Source organism: Flavobacteriaceae bacterium, from assembly GCA_014075215.1.
GTDB lineage: Bacteria > Bacteroidota > Bacteroidia > Flavobacteriales > Flavobacteriaceae > Polaribacter.
In genome coordinates, this window is the sequence record CP046177.1 from 1,452,643 (window position 1) to 1,473,794 (window position 21,152).

A 21,152-nucleotide genomic window follows, 5' to 3' on the forward strand; every position below is an offset into this window, starting at 1 on the left:
ATAATTTTTTATATTTTTTTATAATCTTTCATAAAAAATGATATCTTTATCCCATAACTGATTTATCAATAGATTTCATTCCACGCATTATTAGTTGATAAGTCATAGCGCTTATCGTATTATTAATCAACAAATTACGATAATGAAAAAGCGTACGTTACGTTTCTGGGAAATTTGGAATATGAGTTTTGGTTTCTTGGGAATCCAGTTTGGTTTTGCTCTTCAAAATGCCAATACTTCAAGAATATTTGAAACGCTCGGTGCAGGGATTGATGAGTTAGCGGTTTACTGGTTGGCTGCTCCGGTTACCGGATTAATCATACAACCTATTGTTGGGTATTTTAGTGATAAGACATGGCATCCCAAGTTAGGGAGAAGACGCCCTTATTTTTTGATAGGAGCCATATTGGCTTCTATTGCGTTATGTCTGATGCCTAATTCACCGGTTTTGTGGATGGCTATTGGGATTTTGTGGATCATGGACGCTTCCATCAATATATCCATGGAACCTTTTCGGGCTTTTGTTGGAGATAATTTACCTGATCATCAGAGAACATTGGGCTTTGCTACCCAGAGTTTCTTTATAGGTATCGGAAGATTTGTAGGATCTGCAATGCCCTGGGTGTTTTCCAATTTACCAGACATCTCAAGTGAAGCCTCCGAAGGAGTGATTCCCGATACGGTAAAATATTCTTTTTATATAGGTGCAGTTGCCTTTTTAATAGCCATTTTATGGACTGTTATCAAATCCAAAGATATACTCCCGAAGAGTTTAAAGCTTTCGAAAAAGAAGCAGAACAAGAATCAGAGCAGGAATTGCAAATAGAGGTAACTACAAGAAGGCAAATTAATATTGGATTTGCTATGTTATTATTTGGCTTAATAGCAACTATGGCCCTGGTATATTTCAACCTCAAAAAGGATTTGTTTATCCTTTCTGTTGGAATTAGTTTGGTAGGGATATTGTTTATTTTAGCCGGTCAATTTAGAAAATCGAGTAAAGAAAGCGGATTTATAACTATTATGACGGATCTGCTCGGAATGCCTAAAACCATGAAGCAATTGGCTTATGTGCAATTCTTTTCTTGGTTTGCTATGTTTTCTATGTGGATTTATGCCACTTCCGGTGTTACAAGTCATATTTATGGAACATCCGATACCACTTCCGAACTGTATAATGAAGGAGCAGACTGGGTGGCATTTCTGATGGGAATCAAATTTTTAGTAGCTGCTAGGGTTGCCTTTTTGATTCCGGTTTTAGCAAAAATGACGAATAGAAAAATAGCTCATTTGATTTGTTTGGTATTAGGAGGAGTAGGACTGATTTCCTACTATTTTATATCAAACCCCGATTTCTTACTGGTATCCATGATTGGAGTTGGTATTGCCTGGGCAAGTATATTGTCTGTACCTTATGCTATGTTGACAGGATCGTTGCCTTCAAATAAAATGGGATACTATATGGGAGTTTTCAATTTTTTCATTGTCATTCCGCAAATTGTGGCAGCATCCGTACTGGGATTTACGTTAGTAACATTTTTTGACAGTGAGCCAATTTATGCATTAGTAGTAGGTGGAATATCCATGATACTATCCGGTTTGTTGACATTGAAAGTGAATGACGAAGCGAAAGCAAATGAATAAAAAAGCATTTATATTTGATCTGGACGGTGTCATTGTAGATACAGCCAAATATCATTTCACAGCCTGGAAAAAATTGGCGAATAGTATTGGTGTGGATTTTACAGAGGAGCAAAATGAGCAATTAAAAGGAGTAAGCAGAGTACAATCTCTGGAAAAAATTTTGGACTGGGCTGATATTGAATTGACCAAAGACCGGTTTATGGAGCTCATAGCAAGGAAAAATGGTGATTATTTGAGGTATATCAATGAAATGGATGCCTCTGAAATTTTACCCGGGGTTCCTGAAATTTTAGACTATCTGATTACCTGTCATCAGCCTATCGCTTTAGGTTCGGCAAGTAAGAATGCCCGTATGATCTTACAAAAAGTACAGCGCTACAATTCTTTTGACGCCGTAGTAGACGGTACTGATGTAAGCAAAGCAAAGCCTGATCCGGAAGTGTTTTTAAAAGCAGCCGATTTGTTGAAAGCGAAACCCGAAGAATGTGTTGTTTTTGAAGATTCAATCGCAGGAATTCAGGCAGCCAATATTGCTAATATGATCGCTGTCGGAATCGGAGAAAAAAAAATACTGCATGAAGCAGATTTTGTCTTTAAAAACTTTACGGAAATCACACCTGGTATTATTGACGAATTGATTTTAAAAGAAGTAAAAGTAACTACTCAACTTAAGTAAAAGAAACAGTATGAATTTAGACTACATAATCCCCGACGAATGGTCTATAGCGGAAGAAGGATTCAATCCAAACACCGTAAAAGTTTCCGAGAGTATTTTTAGTATCGGTAACGGAGCTATGGGACAACGGGCGAACTTTGAAGAACACTACTCAGGCCCGACGTTTCGGGGAAGCTATATTGCAGGGGTGTACTATCCTGATAAAACCAGGGTAGGCTGGTGGAAAAACGGTTACCCGGAATATTTTGCAAAAGTGCTAAATGCACCCAATTGGATCGGAATTGACGTTCAGGTAAATAATGAAAGACTAGACCTGTATACCTGTAAGCAGGTTACTAATTTCCGCAGAGAACTAAATATGAAAGAAGGCAGGCTTTCAAGAAGTTTTGATGCCACACTTCAAAATGGTACGGAAATAAGAGTTTGCAGCATTCGTTTTTTAAGTATTCGTTTTGATGAGGTAGGAGTCATTAAGTATTCGGTTACTCCGTTAAACTCGGAAGCCGAGATTACTTTTTTCCCATATATAGACGGTGGAATTACAAACGAAGATACGAATTGGGACGATCAATTTTGGGATATTTTACAGGTAAACCGGGAACAACATCAATCATTCTTACAGGCGAAGACCATGAAAACAGATTTTCATATCTGTACATTCATGGAATCGAGGATTTTTGTTGATGATATTCCAACAGATTCGAATTGCGAACATATAAAAACACCTACCTCTGCATCTTGTTCATACACACAAAAAATCAAGCAAGGGCAGACATATAACATTCATAAATTCGGAGGGTATGTTGTAGACAGGAATCACGACAAACTTAAACTGGTAGAAGCGGCCAAAAGCGTATTAAAAAAAGCAATAGATCTGGGTTTTGATGCACTATTGGAATATCAAAAAGAATCGTGGTCTGAAATCTGGGACATGGCAGATATCACCATTGACGGCGATACCAAAGCACAGCAAGGAATACGCTTTAATATCTTCCATCTCAACCAGACCTATTTGGGAACCGATGCCAAACTGAACATCGGACCCAAAGGATTTACCGGAGAAAAATACGGAGGAAGCACCTATTGGGATACCGAAGCCTACTGCATTCCTTTTTATATGGCCACCAAATATCAGAAGGTAGCAAGAACACTTCTGGAGTATCGATATAATCATTTGGACAAAGCTATTGAGAATGCCCGGAAACTTGGTTTTAAAAACGGAGCGGCTCTGTATCCGATGGTGACTATGAATGGAGAAGAATGTCATAATGAATGGGAAATTACTTTCGAAGAAATTCACAGAAACGGGGCCATTGCCTTTGCCATTTATAATTACCACAGATATACGAATGATTACAGTTATATTCCGGAAAAAGGACTGGAAGTGCTTATCGGAATTGCCCGCTTCTGGCATCAAAGAATTACCTATTCATTACAAAAGAAGAAATATGTGATCCTTGGAGTTACCGGGCCTAACGAATATGAAAATAATGTCAATAACAACTGGTATACAAATTACATTGCGAAGTGGTGTATCAACTATGCAGTAGAAAATATTCAAAAGGTAAAAACAGCATATCATGATGATTACCTCAGAATTATGTCAAAAGTATCTCTGCAAGACACTGAAATAGAAAAATGGAAAGAAGTAGCAGACAATATGTATTTCCCATATTCGGAAGAACATCAGGTTTATTTGCAGCAAGATGGTTTTTTAGACAAAGATTTGGTGACGGTTGCCGATTTGGATACCGGTCAAAGACCTGTCAATCAGCATTGGTCCTGGGATAGAATTTTGCGTTCGCCCTATATCAAACAAGCAGATACCTTGCAAGGATTCTACTTCTTTGAAGATCATTTTACCCGGGAAGAACTGGAACGGCATTTCAACTTCTACGAATCTTTTACCGTTCATGAATCTTCATTGTCTCCCTGTGTACACAGCATACAAGCGGCCAGATTAGGAAAAATGGAACAGGCATATACATTTTACCTGAGAACATCGCGTTTGGATTTGGATGATTACAACCATGAGGTGCATGAAGGATTACACATAACCTCTATGGCAGGTACGTGGATGAGCATTGTAGAGGGATTCGGCGGAATGAGAATCAAAGAAAACAAACTTTCATTTACACCCGGAATTCCGAAACAATGGAATGCCTATTCATTTAAGGTCAATTTTAGAAATCAGGTAGTAAAAGTAAACGTAAATCACAACAAAACGAATTTTGAATTAAATAATGGAAGAGAATTGACCATTCTGGTTAATGGAGAACCGGTGATTCTTAGTCCAAATAATTTGATAACCGTTTAAAAAACCAAACCGTGAAAAAAATCATTTGTGTTCTTAACCTATTCGGGTTTTTGTTTCTGACCTCATGTCAAAACGAAAAAAGATCGCCTGAAGTTCAAAAAGTTATTGAGATATCAGTATCCGAAAGCCCCTCAAAAATACAGGTTTCGGAAAAGGGAACCTATGCGGACTATTTAAATGATTCTTCCATGGAACTCAATGAAAATGAGATTTCTTTGGAACCCTGGGAATATAAAATTTTAATCAACTAGAACATGAAAAAAATTAGCATTATATGTTGTTTATTACTGCTTATCAGTTGTAAAAAAGAAGGAATTGAAAAACCAAAAACGCCTTTTGGCTGGGAAAATGCAAATCTGTATTTTTTGCTGACAGATAGATTTCATAATGGCAATCCGTCTAATGATGTGAATTTTGATCGTACTGCTGAAACGGCAAAATTACGCGGATTTAAAGGAGGAGACATCAAAGGAATTACGCAAAAAATCAACGAAGGCTATTTTACGGATTTAGGAGTCAATGCCATTTGGATGACTCCGATTGTAGAGCAAATTCATGGCGGAACCGATGAAGGAACCGGCTTTACTTATGGTTTTCATGGCTATTGGACAAAAGACTGGACAGCTATTGATCCTAATTACGGTACCAAAGAAGATTTAAAAGAACTGATAGAAACGGCGCACAAGAACGGAATTAGAATTTTACTGGACGCTGTTATCAATCATACGGGCCCGGTAACGGAAAAAGACCCTGTTTGGCCGTCGGACTGGGTGCGTACCGAACCGCCATGTACATATGATAGTTATCAAAATACGGTAACCTGTACATTGGTAAAGAACCTGCCGGACATTAAAACGGAAAGCAATGACGCAGTAGCATTACCTCCGCAATTGATTGCCAAATGGAAGGCCGAAGGGCGTTATGAGCAAGAGGTAAAAGAATTGGATGAATTTTTTGCCAGAACCGGTTATCCAAGAGCACCGCGTTTTTACATTATGAAATGGCTCACGGATTATATCACGGAATTTGGAATAGACGGTTATCGGGTAGATACTGTAAAGCATACGGAGGAATACGTGTGGCAAGAATTTAAAAAAGCATGTGATGATGCGTTTGAACAATACAAAAAGAACCACCCGGAAAAAGTATTGGATGATAACGATTTTTACCTGGTTGGTGAAGTGTATGGCTACAATATTTCCGTAGGGACAGCCTATGATTTTGGTGATAAAAAAGTAAATTATTTTGACAAGGCATTTCAGAATCTAATCAATTTTGAGCTCAAATGGAATGCAAAACAAAAACCGATTCAAGAGACGTTTAACAGATATTCAACTATGCTACACTCGGATTTACAGGGGTATGGGGTGTTAAATTATCTGAGCTCCCATGACGATGGACAGCCTTTTGACCCGGACAGGCAAAATACGTTCAATGCGGGGATTTTCTTGTTACTATCACCCGGAGCCTCACAAATGTATTATGGCGATGAGATCGCTCGTTCTCTGGTTGTTGAAGGTACACAGGGCGATGCAACCTTACGTTCTTTTATGAATTGGGAAGAAATTGCTAGCAACGAACAAGCAAAAAATACATTAGTTCATTATCAAAAGCTTGGGAAATTCAGGAGCAATCATCCGGCTATTGGAGCGGGAGTTCATAAAGAAATTTCAAATGTACCCTTTGTTTTTTCAAGAAATTATACCAAAGGAAATTATACGGATGAGGTGATTGTCGGATTGCATTTACCTATAGGAGAAAAAATGATTCCCGTAGCTACTGTTTTTGCCGATGGAGAGGAATTGAAAGATGTTTATTCCGGCCAAGAAGTGAAAGTAGCAGGAGGAAAGGTTTCCATAATATCAGCACATACCATTGTTTTGCTGGAAAGGAAATGATATGATTAAAAGTTTGAAAGTTGTTGAAAGAGTGAACTTGAAGCTTTCAAACTTGAAACTTGAAAAATATTAATGATGCTTTTTTTTGAACCCGTAAACGAGCTGTTTTAAAAAGGTTTTAGGAAATTGATCATCTTCGGGAAACCCTAATTTTAGAGCTCCGCTATCTTCGGGGAGATAATTGGTTTTAAATAAATAGTCCCATAAACTTAGACTAATTCCGAAATTGACACCGTATTTTCCTTCCGGCAGCGAATATGCGTGATGGTATAGATGCATTACAGGGTTATTAAAAATATATTTAAAAACGCCCCAGGTGATTTTAATATTTGTATGGTTAAAATGCCCAATGGCAATTGCTAAAAAATGAATGATATACGCCTGTTCAGGTTCAAAACCGCCTAAAATCATCACAGCAAAAGTTTTTAGTGGTTTATAGAGAATATTCTCCATCCAGTGATAGCGTAAATGAGCGGCAAATCCCATTTCTTTTACACTGTGATGTACTTTGTGAAATTTCCATAAGAAAGCGTATTTGTGTAAAAGCAAATGTGTGAACCATTGTACAAAATCCAAAACAATAAAAAATAAAACAAATTGTAGCCATGTGGGAAAAGCAGAAAGATTAATAAGTGCTACGCTTTTGGGAGTCATTCCCAAATTGTTAAAAATTAGGTTGAGTACACTGTAAAAACCGGATATTGCAATAAAGAAGATGAAAAAATTAAAAAACATATAGAACCCGTCCAGCCAGAAATCTTTTCTGAAAAGAGCTTGGTTTTTTCGCCATGGGAAGACAATTTCCAATCCCCAAACTGCCAAAGAAATAATTATTAATCCCCAAAAATAGTTGGTATACCAGGGAACTTCAAACAAGATAGCTTTCCATGTCCAATTTACATTGCTGTTGAAAGTATTTATAAAAGTATCTATATATTCTGCCATGCTGCTTCTATGGCTTATTGCTGTCTAATTGGGATTCCCTTTTTACACAAATATAGCCAAATCAAAATAACTTGACATAAATAAGAGCTGTAGATACATTTTAAATCAAGACAGCTTCGCTACTGGAATTAAGAATCAAGACAGCTATAGTTCTTGACACTAGGATCAATAGATCTTTAAATGAGGACATTTTATATTGGTTCAGCTATACTATTATGTTCAATTTCAGAAAAATATATGTTCCTGTGGGTTTGCACAACAGTTATCACTTACCATCCACCCGTTTCAGAAAGAGTTTTACACCGACATTGTAGTCGTATAAAAGATCCTCAACCACGTTTTCTTCATTTTTTTGGTGATATTATAACCTTTTGCAAGATACTATATTTTTCCCGAAGCGATCTGTTTCATATTGAGTAGAACGGTCTCACTTTTTTTAATTCTTTCGGGAACAATCTTTTGCGGAGTCACTGAAAAATAAAAACTTTTAGATAGGTTTTTTTTAAATCAGAAAGATATATCTTTTTTGAGTTTTTACAAAGGCATTACCATTGTCGCAGTATTATTAATTCTACCATTTCAATTAAACATTGAGAATACTATTCAAATTTATTATTTGATAATCAGTTTCATTGTTTTTTGTCTACTGTTTGTAGTAACTGTAACCAAATAAATGCCTTTTGAATAATTATGGTTGTCAAAGGTTATTTGCTCATTTCCCATAGAGGTTCTTTTTTCAATGGTCTTTCCGGTAATACTCCTTATCCGGACAGTGGTATTTTCATTTATGGCTTTTAAATCAACAAAAAACTTAGTAGCTCCCGGGTTAGGGTATAAGCTAATTGAATTGTCAAATTCAATATCAGAGACACCCAATGTCGTTACCGAATAACAAGTAGAAGTACCAATGCAATCAGCTTCTGTTACCTGTACGGCATAATTCCCGTTAGAGGTAGGAGTAAAACTTTGATTTGTAGCCCCGCTGATAGGTGCATTTCCATTATCACAATCCAACCATTGATAGGTTGCACCGGCTAAATTTGCAGTCAAAACATTTGTTGCTAAAGTTGCCATATACGTAGGGCTTGCACTATATGTACATGTACGGAGCTTATATTGCTCAATTTCTGTTTCTGTCATATTGTGAATACTATTTGCAGGGGCTGCGTTTATGGTAAAATAGTAAAAAGCTTCTGCGTCGGCAGTACTAAACCCCATTGCAATATAGTAATTAATATAGGGTTGGTGATTTGCATGTCCTACCGGAAAATCCGTAGCCGAGTTTGTCCCATTACTCCAGGAATGTACACCCACTTCGGCACCAACGTCTATTACACGTCTGGTACCTGACAAAATCATGTCTGTTCCTCCGGACGCTATAAATGCATCTTGCGGATAAGCATTCACTGCAGGCAAATAAGTAGTATACCCTCTATTTCTTAATCTTAGTGCAGCATCTAAATTTGCAGTGTCGTCATTACTTCCCGGGATTTGCATCATAACCAATGTAGTTACATTCGGATAAGTGTCAATAAAAGTTTGCGTAACAGTCGGTGTTGTACTTCCTATAGTGCCGTGAAGTACAGCAAAGGTAGAAGTAGGGCTTTGCACTTCAAATCTTAAGGGAGTATTTTCCGATAGGGTAAGGGTATTTAAATAAGACCTCAAACCAAGTGTATCGAGTCTACAACTACAAGATTCCGGTGTAGTTTGGGCCTTAGTGCTTCCAAATACAATAAAAACGAATATAAGAATGATTAGCGATCGCAAGTGAAAGTTACTATTTTTCATATCTAAAGTATTTAATTGTTACAAATTTTTAAATATGGTATATAGCGGGGCTATAAAAAAATTAAAATACCTCCCTGTTTCTTCCATATGTCAGAGATATTTTAGGTTTGAATCCATTAACAAATATACAAAAATATTTAACTCAATGGTATTTTGAAAGCCGTAAAAATGTTTTATAGAGTTAGTTTTTTTGACAGGTTCTTCTTAAAGCAAGCCCACTTAACAAAGTTTAATTATAGAACAACTTTTATATTGAGTCTAAAAATTAATTTCACAAAAATTATATTTAACCAGTTGATATTGAGGAGGTAAAAATTCGTAATTGTGAATTTAAAATTTGTAATTTATGTAATTTGATTTGAAACCTGAAGTTTTTGAACTTTTTAACTATATTATTCTTTCTGCTCTTTTTTAGGAACAAATTTTAAAGCTATACCATTTATACAATGCCTTTTACCCGTAGTTTCTCTTGGCCCGTCATCAAAAGAATGTCCTAGATGGCCACCACAAGCATTACATTTTAATTCTGTCCTTGCATATCCTATTTTATAATCTACGTCTAACTCAACCGAATTTTCAATAGCCCTGTCAAAAGAAGGCCAACCGGTTCCCGAATTAAATTTATGTTCGGATTTATAAAGAGGAGCTTCACAAGCTGCACAAATGTACGTACCTTTAGCATAGTTCTTGTTTAAAGGACTTGTAAAAGATCTTTCCGTACCGGCTTCACGCAATACATAGTACTCCATTCTGGTAAGCGATTTCCTCCATTCTGCATCCGTTTTGGCAACTTTATATACTTTCTTGCCTTTTGATGAAACTTCTTTTTTTTGTGCCAGTCCATTACAGCTATATAAAACAGTAATAAAGAATAAAATGATTATTTTCATACGAATAATTTATGTTTAAAGTTTTTATTATCAATGTTTTAGGTTAAACTGTTAAGAAGACCATTTAGGTAAAATTTTCATACACATGCTCTATGGCAATACTCTTTTGTGCTTAACAGTTTGAGGTCAGTTTCATGTGCGTGGTTTTCTCAACTCTGCACCTATTTCTGAGATGATACCGATAGTACCTTTTTTTACCTACACCTGGGATTTGTTCTAATAAATCTAGCTCAATCTGTAAAGGTTCTATGGCTTTTTCTATAGAACGATCTACTTCTGATAGTGTGGTTTCTAATCGGTGCATATTTTTCCATATCTTTTTTAGCATTAAGCGATGATGAGCAGTAACATATCCTGTTAAAGATTCTTCTATGGCTTTTCGATTTGCTTTTACGCATCCATGTACCATACTTAACAGTTGCTTGGGATTATAAGTTTGATCATTTTAATAACATTAAGCATTTTCAATCCTGTTTTACAAAACGTGTCTGTCAATACAACCGATAGTTTAATATTGGCATCTTCCAATATTTTTTGAAAACGGTTCTTCTCTGAACTTATCATTTGAACCAACTTTTTACGATAGCGCGTTAAGTCTCGTAACTCTCGAATCTTACGCTCGGGAATGTAACTCCCCTTTAGCAAACCACTTAACAATAGTTTGCAAAGCCACTTGCTGTCTTTTTTGTCTGTTTTATGGCCTGGTACATTTTTTACATGCCTGGCATTCACTAACAAAATCTCAAAATCATCCCCTAATACATTGAACTCATCTTGACTTTTTGTTTTTAACCGAAAATGAACTGAAATTTAACCAGATGAGGCACTTTTTGAAAGCTATAGCAGCGCTACAGGTAAGAAAAGTAACAAAATATAGGTGAATTTCAGTCATTTTTTAGGGAATAGAAAAAGTCAAGATGAGTTCATTATAAATCGGTTTCCAATAAACCCCTGTACTCTCCATAGCTATATGGGTAATCTTATGTTTTTTTAACCAATCTCTCAATTTTATCAAAGAACTTGTATAGGTATGAAAACTCTTTGTCATGGTTTTTATACCTTTACCTTGGATGGTTACTACTACAATCTCTTTGTGGACGTCCAGCCCACATCCACGAGATACTAATTGCTCAAAGGCAACGGTGTCTTTTTTCATCATCCGTCTGTTTTTAATTGTTAATTGTTAAAAAACAAATAGACGGATTTTTTTTATATCTACTTATTCATCCCCTTTTGTGACGGATTCCTCTAAAATTATTTTGCGCCGTAATCAAGGTTTCATGGGTTTTTAATGATATAATTTACAACTCGGGTTACAATAGTTGCATCTCTCAAAATTTTAGTATGTCCTAATCCTTTCGTAATTAAAATGCTCCCGTTCTTTAAGTTTTGACGAATATTATTTGCATAACTTACAGGAACATCTCCATCTTCCGAATCATGAATAACAAGTGTAGGAATGGTGATTTTTTTTGAAACATGGCTACAGGCAAGGTCGTCAACTTTTATTTTCCATTTTTTTCTAAAAACTGCTGTAATGAAAGATGCATGGTCTCTTTTAATCCCAGATTTCTTAAAAACTGTTTTAAAATATCAGAAATTTTATCTCCGGTTCCAATAGTTACTAATGTTTTTATTTTCAAAAAATCAGAAACTGCATTATACAGGCAGATGCCTCCAAAAGAATGCCCTATGGCAGCTTCAAAGGGGCCGAATAGCTCATTGATTTTTTCTATGGTAATTAAAAACTCAATTAAGTGTGTGGTTTTGCCGGATGATTTTCCATGTGCCGGACCATCAAAAGAAGTAACCATAAATCCATGTTCCAATAATGTATCTGCAAAAGCAAAAAACTGTGTAGGCCTTCCTGACCAACCATGTACAAATAATACTTTTCTTTTAGAGTATCCGTAAGATAGTACGTGAATTTCTTTATTAATTTTACCAATAAATACACTTTTCTTTTGTGCACCCTTAGCCATAGTTGATTCTCTTATAGACACCGGAAAGTGAAAAGGGGTAATAAATAATCTGGCAGCAAATCTAATGACCAAAGAAGTAGATATAAAATATAAAAACTTTGAAAAAACAACTATGAACCTTGGCATTATCACTCTGGGCTTTAGCTCTTTTTGTGGAGATAATAAATCCATTAAAAAAATTGTTGTTAATAAAATAGAATATGTAATTTTAAAAATAAATAAAAATTAAATCAAGTCGTTGTATAATTGTGTAACTAACTAAGGTAAACGATTATGATTGGATGTTTAATTATTAGGAAGGCGTTAAAATGAGAAAATTAATTATTCTGGCTACCATCTTCTTTTTAACGGAAGCGTGTAGTACAGTGCCTATAACCGGGAGAAAGCGTATTAATTTTGTAAGTGATGCTGAGGTATTACCTGCAAGTTTTGCACAATACAAAGGGTTTTTAGAGAAAAATAAACTCTCGACAGATACAAAAATGACCCGACAAATTAAGTCGGTTGGCAATAAGGTCTCTGCGGCGGTAGATAGGTTTATGAGAGCTAATGATATGCATGCGGAAGCCGATTCGTATAAATGGGAATTTAATTTGATAGAAGATGAAACTATAAATGCATGGTGTTTGCCCGGAGGGAAGGTTGTTTTTTATACGGGCATAATGCCTGTCTGTGCTAATGAAGATGGCATGGCAGCCGTAATGGGACATGAAGTGGCACATGCATTTGCAAAGCACGGACAGGAAAGAATGTCATCAGGTCAATTACAACAATTAGGAGGTATTGCCATAGCTTTGGGAGTGTCGGGGAAAAGCGAAAATGCTCAGAAAATTTGGAATACGGCATACGGTTTAAGTTCCGGATCAGGGTTGTTGGCTTTTAGCAGAACCCACGAAACGGAAGCAGATAAATTAGGACTGGTTTTTATGATTATGGCAGGATATAAAGGATCGGAAGCTGCTGAAGTTTGGATACGAATGAGTGAGAAAACCAAAGGGAGAAAAACACCACCGCAAATTTTAAGTACACACCCGTCCAACGAAACAAGAATTAAAACCCTGAAAACGTATTTGCCGGAAGCAGCGCGGTTGGCCAAACTTTATAATGAGCAGAGCAATTACAAAGGAAAATAACTAATTTTTGAATACCAGTTTAGATACCTAAAAAGAATCATGAGGATATTTTTGAAATCTTTGAGCTTTTCAATCTTTCAATCCTTTAATCTCTTAATCCTTTTCACTTATGTTAAAATCGGCGATAAAAAATTAATCAATGCCTGGGCGTTTTACGACTGGGCAAATTCAGTGTATTCGCTAGTAATCAGTACAGCTGTTTTTCCCTTATTTTACTCAGGTATTACCAAAGGAAAAGTAGTATCGTTCTTAGGAATGAAATGGGATCATCCGGATGCTTTATATGGCTACACCCTGTCATTTTCATTTTTGGTAGTGGCATTTATATCGCCGATTTTATCAGCAATTGCTGATTATACGGGTAATAAAAAGAAATTCCTTAAAATATTTTGTAGTATCGGATCGGTTTCGGTAATGAGTTTGTATTTTTTTGATGGAATAGATACTGTCTGGATTGGTATCGTATTTACTTTTTTTGCAAGTATTGGTTTTTGGTCCAGTATTGTTTTTTATAACTCATATTTGCCTGAAGTAGCACACCCGGAAGATCAGGACAGGGTAAGCGCCAAAGGATTTATTTTTGGATATTTCGGGTCTGTTATTTTGCTGATGATCAATCTGGCTTTGATTTTAAATCACGATTTTTTTGGAATAACGGAAGCATATGCATCGAGGATCTCATTTGTAATGGTTGGGCTTTGGTGGATAGGTTTTGCACAAATAACCTTTAGAAGATTGCCCAATAACGTATTTGAAAAGAAGCCGGAAAAGGATTATATATGGAAGGGCTTTAGAGAACTAAAAATAGTATATAATGAGGTAAAAAGCTATCCCACATTAAAAGGATTTTTAGTGGCATTTTTTTTACTGAGTATTGGCGTGCAAACCATTATTCTATTAGCAACTATCTTTGGTTCTACGGAACTGGGGTTAGATAGTACCAATTTGATTATAACGGTATTACTAATTCAACTCATTGCTATTGCCGGAGCAGCAATCTTTTCGAGATTATCTAAGAAATACGGAAATTTTACAGCGTTAAAAATGACCATTATTATTTGGATTGTCATCTGTTTTTGTGCGTTTTTATTACATAAAGATTTAGCATATGTCGATTTCTGTTTTTATGGATTAGGGGCACTGTTGGGATTGGTTTTAGGAGCTATTCAATCGCTAACCCGATCGACATATTCAAAATTACTGCCAAAAACAGAAGACCATGCAACTTACTTTAGTTTTTATGACGTAACAGAAAAAATAGCCATTGTACTGGGAACTTTTGTCTATAGTTTTTTATATGCAATAACAGATTCTATGCAATGGTCTGTATTGTGTCTGGCGATCTTTTTTGTAGGATCTTTTATGATATTAAGTACACTCAAGAAAACCAGGTATGTGAGGTAAATTTCCTGACTTTTAACTTTTAAATTTAAATTCAAAGTGCATTTTTAATAATATCATCTACTACCTCCGGATTTAGTAAGGTTGATACGTCTCCTAAATCAGAGGTATCTTTGGCAGCTACTTTGCGTAAAATTCTTCGCATAATTTTCCCCGATCTGGTTTTAGGCAACTCTTTTACGAACTGAACTTTATCCGGTTTTGCAATGGGACCGATGGTATCTGCAACTAGTTGTTGTATTTCATGTATCAGTGCAGAATTTTCTTTAACTCTTCCATAAGTAATTACATAGGTATATAATGCATTTCCTTTTATAGTATGCGGAAACCCCACCACTGCACTTTCTACAATTTGTTCATGCTCATTAATAGCATTTTCTATGGGAGCTGTTCCTAAATTATGTCCCGAAACAATTACTACATCATCTACTCTCCCTGTGATTCTGTAATTCCCGTTTTTATCGCGCAAAGCCCCATCTCCCGGGAAATAGTAATTTGGATATGCCGAAAAATACACATTTTTGTAGCGCTGATGATCTCCGTATATCGTCCTTGCTAACGATGGCCAGGGGTGTTTTATAGCTAAAACTCCCTCAGCTTGTGTTGTCAAAATTTCTTTCCCGTCAGTGTCTAACAGTACAGGTTGAATTCCGGGTAAAGGAATCGTGGCAAATGTAGGCTTGTCTTTTGTAATTCCTGCCAGAGATGAGATCATGATACCGCCTGTTTCGGTTTGCCACCAGGTATCTGTAATGGGGCAGTTATTTTTTCCAATATAAGTATCATACCAATGCCAGGCTTCTTCATTGATAGGTTCTCCAACAGTGCCTAATACTTTTATAGTTGATAAATCGTATTTAGCTGCCAGTTTTGTCGGATGTTTCGCTAAGGTTCTGATAGCCGTTGGAGCCGTGTAAAATTGAGTAACTTTATGCTTTTCACAAACTTTCCAAAAACGCCCGAAATCCGGATAACCGGGAACTCCTTCAAACATAACAGTTGTTGCTCCGGTACATAGCGGTCCGTATACAATATAGCTATGCCCGGTAATCCAACCGATATCTGCAGTACACCAGTAGATATCTCCTTCTTTATATTGAAATACATTTTTAAACGAATATGTAGTATATACCATATACCCTCCACAAGTGTGAACCATTCCTTTTGGTTTTCCCGTAGAACCTGAAGTATATAATATAAACAACATATCTTCTGCATTCATAACCTCTGCAGAACAATTGTCATTTGTTTTTTTTAATTCCTCATGCCACCAAGTATCAATTGCCGGATTCCAGGAGACGGTCTGTTGCGTTCTCTGAAAAACAATTGATTTTTGAATAGTAGGACATGTTTTTAATGCTTCGTCAACTATGTCTTTCAGAGGTGTTATCTTATTGCCTCTGAATCCTCCGTCGGCGGTTAGTATTACTTTACATTTGGCATCATTAATTCTGGCTGCCAATGCAGTCGATGAGAATCCTGCAAACACTACAGAGTTTACGGCACCTATTCTGGCACAAGCTAAAACAGCAACGGTCAGCTCTACTACCATAGGCATATATATACAAACAGTATCTCCTTTTCTAACACCATTATTTTTTAACACATTTGCAAAACTACATACTTTACTATGTAGTTGTTTGTATGTGATGTGTTGTGCTTTTTCCTCCGGATGATTAGGTTCCCAGATAATTGCCGTTTGTGTTCCTTTTGTTTCGAGGTGTCGGTCCAAACAATTTTCAGTGATATTTAATTGCCCGCCTCCAAACCATTTAGTAGACGGTTGAGACCAGTCATAAGCCAGAACAGTATCCCATTTTTTTCTCCAGTAAAAATGCGCTGCAATCCGACCCCAAAAATTAGAAGGGTCTTCTATACTTTGTTGATAATGACCTAAGTACTCCTGATATGAGGTTATTTCAAGTGTCATATGATGAATGATTTTAAATGGTACCTGTTTTACTTGGTATTACTTTTTCTAAAATGAACAATATAAAATTATATTTTTGAACCCGTTGTGCATTTTGATAAAATTCGTCAATTCGAGTAAATTTTTCGATTGAAAATGAGAAAAATTTACTCGAACTGACGTTTAAATTTACTTTTTAGTTCAAAATGCACAACGGGTATTTTTGAATATTCGTTCAGATTACCTAAAAGAAATCATTAATATTTTTGAAACTTTTTAATCTTTTATACTGAGTCTAAAAATTAATTTCACAAAAATTAAGGCTCTAGTTTAAATTAGGTATTATATCTTAATCCCTTGATGTTATCAGGTTTTGAATATCTTTTGGATTTAATTTTGATGTAAAATTCAATAAAAAGAATGGAAAACTCATATTTATCAATACTATTTCAAACGAGCGCCAAAATTAAATTTAATCAGTTGATATTGAAGAGATAAAAATTCGTAATTGTGAATTTAAAATTTGTAATTTATATAATTCATCGACTATCAATTAAGGGTAAAAAATTAAAATTGAACTCATCTTGACTTTTTGTTTTAACCGAAAATGAACTGAAATTTAACTAGATAAAGCACTTTTTAAAAGCTATAGCAGTGCTACAGGTAAGAAGAGTAATGAAATATAGGTGAATTTCAGTCATTTTTTAGGAAATAGAAAAAGTCAAGATGAGTTCATTATTTACGATATCCAAAAAACACAATTAGGTGTAATAACGGATAATCAAGTTATATTTGTTAGCAACATAAAATATATATGATCTTTTTACAATTTCTTGAAATTATTGAAAGTCATTGGCTTATTTTGTTGCTCTTTTTTATAATAGCCATTCTATATGCTTCTGTTGGCTTTGGAGGCGGTTCCAGTTATTTGGCAATTTTAGCTTTGACGGGTATTGCTTTTACTCAAATCAGAACTACTGCCTTGTTGTGCAATGTGGTAGTTGTCGCCGGAAACGTGTTAGTATTTCAAAAGCAAAAACTATTGGATTGGAAAAAGGTAGTACCCCTTGTTGTGGTAAGTGTACCTTTGGCTTACCTGGGAGGTACGGTAAAGATAAGCCAGGCTTTTTTCTTTATTTTATTAGGGCTTACATTATTGTTTGCAGCTATTACTATGTGGGTTTCAAAAAGAATAATTACTAATAAAGAAACATCTGATAAAAAAAGTAGTGTTAAAAATGGCATTTACGGAGGTTTTATTGGTTTTATATCCGGGATGGTAGGGATTGGAGGCGGTATTTTTCTAGCACCCATATTACATCTTTCTAATTGGGGTACTCCAAAAAAAATTGCTGCTACTGCCAGTTTCTTTATTTTGGTAAATTCTATTGCGGGTCTTATAGGGCAGTATTCAAGCGAAAATTTTAATAGCAACGGATATGTTACTTTTACCTTATTGGTGGTAGTGTTTATAGGCGGGCAAATAGGGAACCGTATGAATATTCGTTATTTTACACCTATACAACTCAGAAAAGCAACGGCAATACTCATAATATTTGTAGCAATTCGAATTTTGTGGAAATCTTTCAATCTTTTAATCTACTGAATACCAAAAAAGATAATAAGGAATCATAACAGGCAATCAATATTATATATATTTGAGTTGTTTTTTAAAATCTTAAATTTTATGTTAGAGAATATTTTGACTTTGTTGATGTTAATTCTTTTACAAGGCGTATTAGGGTTTGATAATTTATTATACATTTCTCTCGAAAGCAAACGAGTTCCAAAAGAAAAACAGGTATATGTGAGAAAAACAGGGATACTACTCGCTATTGTCTTACGTATCGTTTTACTATTTGTATTGATACAACTCATACAACTTTTTCAGGATCCGATTTTACATTTTTCTTTTGAGGGAATTGCCGAAGGTAAAGTTAATATTCATAGTTTGATTGTTTTGGGAGGAGGTATTTTTATCGTATATACTGCTATGAAAGAAATTTGGCATATGATTGGTGTACGTAGTTTAGATCATAATATAGAAGGGCAAAAAGAAGCACCCTTAGGTAAAATAGTTACCATGATTGTGATTATGAATGTGGTGTTTTCTTTTGATTCTATTTTGAGTGCTATGGCACTAACTGATGTTTTTTGGGTTATGGCAACGGCTATTATTATAGGTGGATTATTAATGATTTGGTTAGCCGATAAGGTTTCCGATTTTTTAGCTAAAAACAGAATGTATGAAGTTTTGGGCTTGTTTATTTTGTTTGTCGTAGGTATTATGTTGGTTACCGAAGGAGGGGAGTTAGCACATTTAAAATTATTCGGCAATGAAATTGTTCATATGAGCAAAACCACTTTTTATTTTGTTATTGGTATTTTAGTGATTACTGATATTGTACAGAGTCGTTATCAGAAGAAATTATTGGCGGATAAAGAAAGTGTCGGAGATATGGATAAAAATTAGCTTTATAAGGGTCTCATATAGGTGAGTTTGATAAAAAGGATATTACATTTTTCTCAATCCTGCCTAACACATTTTCCATATTGGCTTTTATAAAAGTATCTCCGGTAATCTGTTCAAAAAGCTCTATATAACGTTCTGAGATTTCGATGGTTTTTTCCATAGACATTTTGGGAACCTGCTGCCCGACTTTCCCCTGAAACCCATTTTCTACCAGCCATTGGCGTACAAATTCTTTGGACAATTGTTTTTGCTTTTCTCCTTTGATTTGTTTTTCTTCATAACTATCGGCATAAAAATAACGCGAAGAATCCGGTGTATGCACCTCATCAATTAACACAATCTTACCATCTTTGGTTTTTCCGAACTCATATTTGGTATCTACTAAGATCAACCCTCGTTTGGAAGCTATCTCTGATCCTCTTTGAAACAATTTACGCGTATAATCCTCCAGAATTAAATAATCTTCTTCCGTAACAATTCCTTTTGCAAGTATATCTTCTCTGGAAATATCCTCATCATGTGCTCCGTTATCTGCTTTGGTAGAAGGCGTAATAATAGGCTTGGAAAACGGATCGTTTTCTTTCATTCCTTTATCCATTGCAACTCCGCATAATGTTCTTTTTCCTAGTTTATATTCTCTGGCAGCATGCCCGGATAAATATCCGCGTATGACCATTTCTACCTTAAAAGGCTGGCATAAATGACCAATGGAGACATTTTCATCCGGGCTTGCAATGAACCAGTTAGGAACTATATCAGCTGTTTCATTCATCATTTTTACAGCAACCTGATTTAATATTTGCCCCTTAAACGGAATTTGTTTCGGAAGTATTACATCAAAAGCAGAAAGCCTGTCAGAGGCCACCATAACCAGAAGAGAATCATTGATATTATACACTTCCCGTACTTTTCCTCTGTAAACTGATTTTTGATTTGGAAACTGAAAATGAGTTTCGTTTATTGTATTCATACTACATTCAAATTGCTGCAAAAATAAGGAAACATATCATATGGTGGTAGAGACAAAAAACGATACATCTAACTTGTCATAAACATATTTTTCATCTCACAATTTTTCACTTTATTATTGAATTGATACATTAAAACCTACTCTGTCTCAATGCTCTTATACGCTGTAATGATTTTTTTAACCAATCGATGTCTGATCACATCTTTATCATCCAGATATACCTGGGCAATTCCGTCAATATCTTTTAGCGCTAACAAAGATTCCTTTAAACCGGACACTTGTTTTCTAGGCAGATCTATCTGGCCCGGATCACCTGTAATGATAAATTTGGCATGTTTTCCCATTCTGGTTAAAAACATTTTCATTTGGTTGTGAGTAGTATTTTGCGCTTCATCTAGAATGACAAAAGCATTGTCTAAGGTTCTCCCTCTCATAAATGCCAAAGGAGCAATTTGTATGATTCCTTTTTCTATGTAAGGGATCAATTTTTCATGTGGAATCATGTCTCTTAAAGCATCGTATAAAGGTTGCATATAGGGGTCCAGTTTTTCTTTTAAATCTCCGGGTAAAAACCCAAGATTTTCGCCGGATTCCACCGCAGGTCTGGTTAAGATAATACGTTTTACCTCCTTTTCCTTTAATGCCCTCACAGCCAGAGCAACTGCCGTATATGTTTTTCCGGTACCTGCAGGACCAACAGCAAATAGCATATCGTTTTTTTGCATTAAAGAAACCATTGTCCGCTGATGCTTTGTTTGCGGTTTGATGAATTTGCCATTTACCCCGTATACCAACACTTCTTGGGTGTCTGCGGACATGGTATTTTCATCTTTCCCTGTCAATAAACGTTCAATACTGTTATCATCTAATTTGTTGTATCGGTTGAAATATTTGATAAGTATTTTCAATCGCTTTTCAAACTCGTCTAAAATTTCAGGTTCTCCGTAAATCTTTAATTTAGAGTCACGCGCAACGATTTTTATTTTTGGAAAATATCTTTTTAATTGCTCTAAGGTACTATTGTGAGTACCAAAGAAATCTTTTGGGTTAATCTCTGTAAGCTCTATGATTCGCTCGTTCAAATATTCGAATTTAGAAGTTTCTTCTTTAAGAAGATTTCATT

The 21,152-nt window shown here is 35.5% G+C and carries 18 protein-coding genes and 2 pseudogenes; 9 read left to right on the forward strand and 11 right to left on the reverse strand.

Annotated elements, in window-relative coordinates:
• The first annotated feature begins 142 nt into the window (after positions 1–142).
• The 5 genes and pseudogenes from GKR88_07265 to GKR88_07285 all read left to right on the forward strand — a co-directional run bounded on the left by GKR88_07265 (position 143) and on the right by GKR88_07285 (position 6,535).
• Positions 143–1,644 (forward strand): annotated as a pseudogene (locus GKR88_07265) (MFS transporter).
• Positions 1,637–2,320 carry a beta-phosphoglucomutase gene (pgmB, locus tag GKR88_07270; protein QMU64107.1) on the forward strand — a complete coding sequence of 228 codons (684 nt, stop codon included), beginning with the start codon at positions 1,637–1,639 and terminating at the stop codon, positions 2,318–2,320. The pseudogene GKR88_07265 and the gene pgmB overlap by 8 nt, the downstream one beginning before the upstream one ends.
• A gap of 10 nt (positions 2,321–2,330) precedes the next feature.
• On the forward strand, positions 2,331–4,637 hold the full coding sequence (locus GKR88_07275) for a glycoside hydrolase family 65 protein (GenBank protein ID QMU64108.1): 2,307 nt from the start codon (positions 2,331–2,333) through the stop codon (positions 4,635–4,637).
• Positions 4,638–4,648: 11 nt separating this feature from the next.
• Positions 4,649–4,888, forward strand: coding sequence for a hypothetical protein (locus GKR88_07280; GenBank protein ID QMU64109.1), 240 nt, complete (start codon positions 4,649–4,651; stop codon positions 4,886–4,888).
• A 3-nt stretch (positions 4,889–4,891) separates the two neighbouring features.
• Positions 4,892–6,535 carry an alpha-amylase gene (locus tag GKR88_07285; protein QMU64110.1) on the forward strand — a complete coding sequence of 548 codons (1,644 nt, stop codon included), beginning with the start codon at positions 4,892–4,894 and terminating at the stop codon, positions 6,533–6,535.
• Between the two features lie 69 nt (positions 6,536–6,604).
• Here GKR88_07285 and GKR88_07290 read toward each other — a convergent pair whose 3' ends face one another.
• The 8 genes and pseudogenes from GKR88_07290 to GKR88_07325 form a co-directional block, all read right to left on the reverse strand.
• Positions 6,605–7,480: a sterol desaturase gene (locus tag GKR88_07290; GenBank protein ID QMU64111.1), complete on the reverse strand. Its 876-nt coding sequence runs from the start codon at positions 7,478–7,480 to the stop codon at positions 6,605–6,607.
• A gap of 612 nt (positions 7,481–8,092) precedes the next feature.
• Positions 8,093–9,271, reverse strand: coding sequence for a T9SS type A sorting domain-containing protein (locus GKR88_07295; GenBank protein ID QMU64112.1), 1,179 nt, complete (start codon positions 9,269–9,271; stop codon positions 8,093–8,095).
• A gap of 392 nt (positions 9,272–9,663) precedes the next feature.
• Positions 9,664–10,161, reverse strand: coding sequence for a peptide-methionine (R)-S-oxide reductase MsrB (gene msrB, locus GKR88_07300; GenBank protein ID QMU64113.1), 498 nt, complete (start codon positions 10,159–10,161; stop codon positions 9,664–9,666).
• A gap of 112 nt (positions 10,162–10,273) precedes the next feature.
• On the reverse strand, positions 10,274–10,570 hold the full coding sequence (locus GKR88_07305) for a hypothetical protein (GenBank protein ID QMU64114.1): 297 nt from the start codon (positions 10,568–10,570) through the stop codon (positions 10,274–10,276).
• A 2-nt stretch (positions 10,571–10,572) separates the two neighbouring features.
• Complete coding sequence (locus tag GKR88_07310; GenBank protein ID QMU66664.1) at positions 10,573–10,971, reverse strand: transposase; 399 nt, start codon at positions 10,969–10,971, stop codon at positions 10,573–10,575.
• 115 nt (positions 10,972–11,086) lie between these two features.
• Positions 11,087–11,317: pseudogene (locus GKR88_07315) on the reverse strand (IS110 family transposase).
• Positions 11,318–11,439: 122 nt separating this feature from the next.
• Positions 11,440–11,724, reverse strand: a complete 285-nt coding sequence (locus tag GKR88_07320; GenBank protein QMU66665.1) for a hypothetical protein — start codon at positions 11,722–11,724, stop codon at positions 11,440–11,442.
• A complete protein-coding gene (locus tag GKR88_07325) occupies positions 11,667–12,314 on the reverse strand; it encodes an alpha/beta fold hydrolase (protein QMU64115.1) in 648 nt (215 codons plus the stop codon). Before GKR88_07325 ends, GKR88_07320 begins: the two co-directional genes overlap by 58 nt.
• Before the next feature lie 137 nt (positions 12,315–12,451).
• Between GKR88_07325 and GKR88_07330 the strand changes: the two genes are divergently transcribed.
• Entirely contained in the window at positions 12,452–13,276 is an 825-nt protein-coding gene (locus GKR88_07330) for a M48 family metalloprotease (GenBank protein ID QMU64116.1), read from the forward strand.
• A 39-nt stretch (positions 13,277–13,315) separates the two neighbouring features.
• Positions 13,316–14,680 (forward strand): MFS transporter, encoded by a 1,365-nt coding sequence (locus GKR88_07335; protein ID QMU64117.1) that lies wholly within the window; start codon positions 13,316–13,318, stop codon positions 14,678–14,680.
• A 31-nt stretch (positions 14,681–14,711) separates the two neighbouring features.
• Here the strand turns inward: GKR88_07335 and acs are convergent, their stop codons facing one another.
• Positions 14,712–16,607: an acetate--CoA ligase gene (acs, locus tag GKR88_07340; GenBank protein ID QMU64118.1), complete on the reverse strand. Its 1,896-nt coding sequence runs from the start codon at positions 16,605–16,607 to the stop codon at positions 14,712–14,714.
• 793 nt (positions 16,608–17,400) lie between these two features.
• Here acs and GKR88_07345 point away from each other — a divergent pair.
• Positions 17,401–18,192 carry a TSUP family transporter gene (locus GKR88_07345; GenBank protein QMU64119.1) on the forward strand — a complete coding sequence of 264 codons (792 nt, stop codon included), beginning with the start codon at positions 17,401–17,403 and terminating at the stop codon, positions 18,190–18,192.
• Positions 18,193–18,273: 81 nt separating this feature from the next.
• Complete coding sequence (locus GKR88_07350) at positions 18,274–19,059, forward strand: tellurium resistance protein TerC (GenBank protein ID QMU64120.1); 786 nt, start codon at positions 18,274–18,276, stop codon at positions 19,057–19,059.
• A 13-nt stretch (positions 19,060–19,072) separates the two neighbouring features.
• Here the strand turns inward: GKR88_07350 and GKR88_07355 are convergent, their stop codons facing one another.
• Together GKR88_07355 and GKR88_07360 are read right to left on the reverse strand one after the other, a co-directional pair.
• Positions 19,073–20,029 carry a phosphoribosylaminoimidazolesuccinocarboxamide synthase gene (locus GKR88_07355; GenBank protein QMU64121.1) on the reverse strand — a complete coding sequence of 319 codons (957 nt, stop codon included), beginning with the start codon at positions 20,027–20,029 and terminating at the stop codon, positions 19,073–19,075.
• A 137-nt stretch (positions 20,030–20,166) separates the two neighbouring features.
• Complete coding sequence (locus GKR88_07360) at positions 20,167–21,111, reverse strand: AAA family ATPase (GenBank protein QMU64122.1); 945 nt, start codon at positions 21,109–21,111, stop codon at positions 20,167–20,169.
• Positions 21,112–21,152 lie beyond the last annotated feature (41 nt).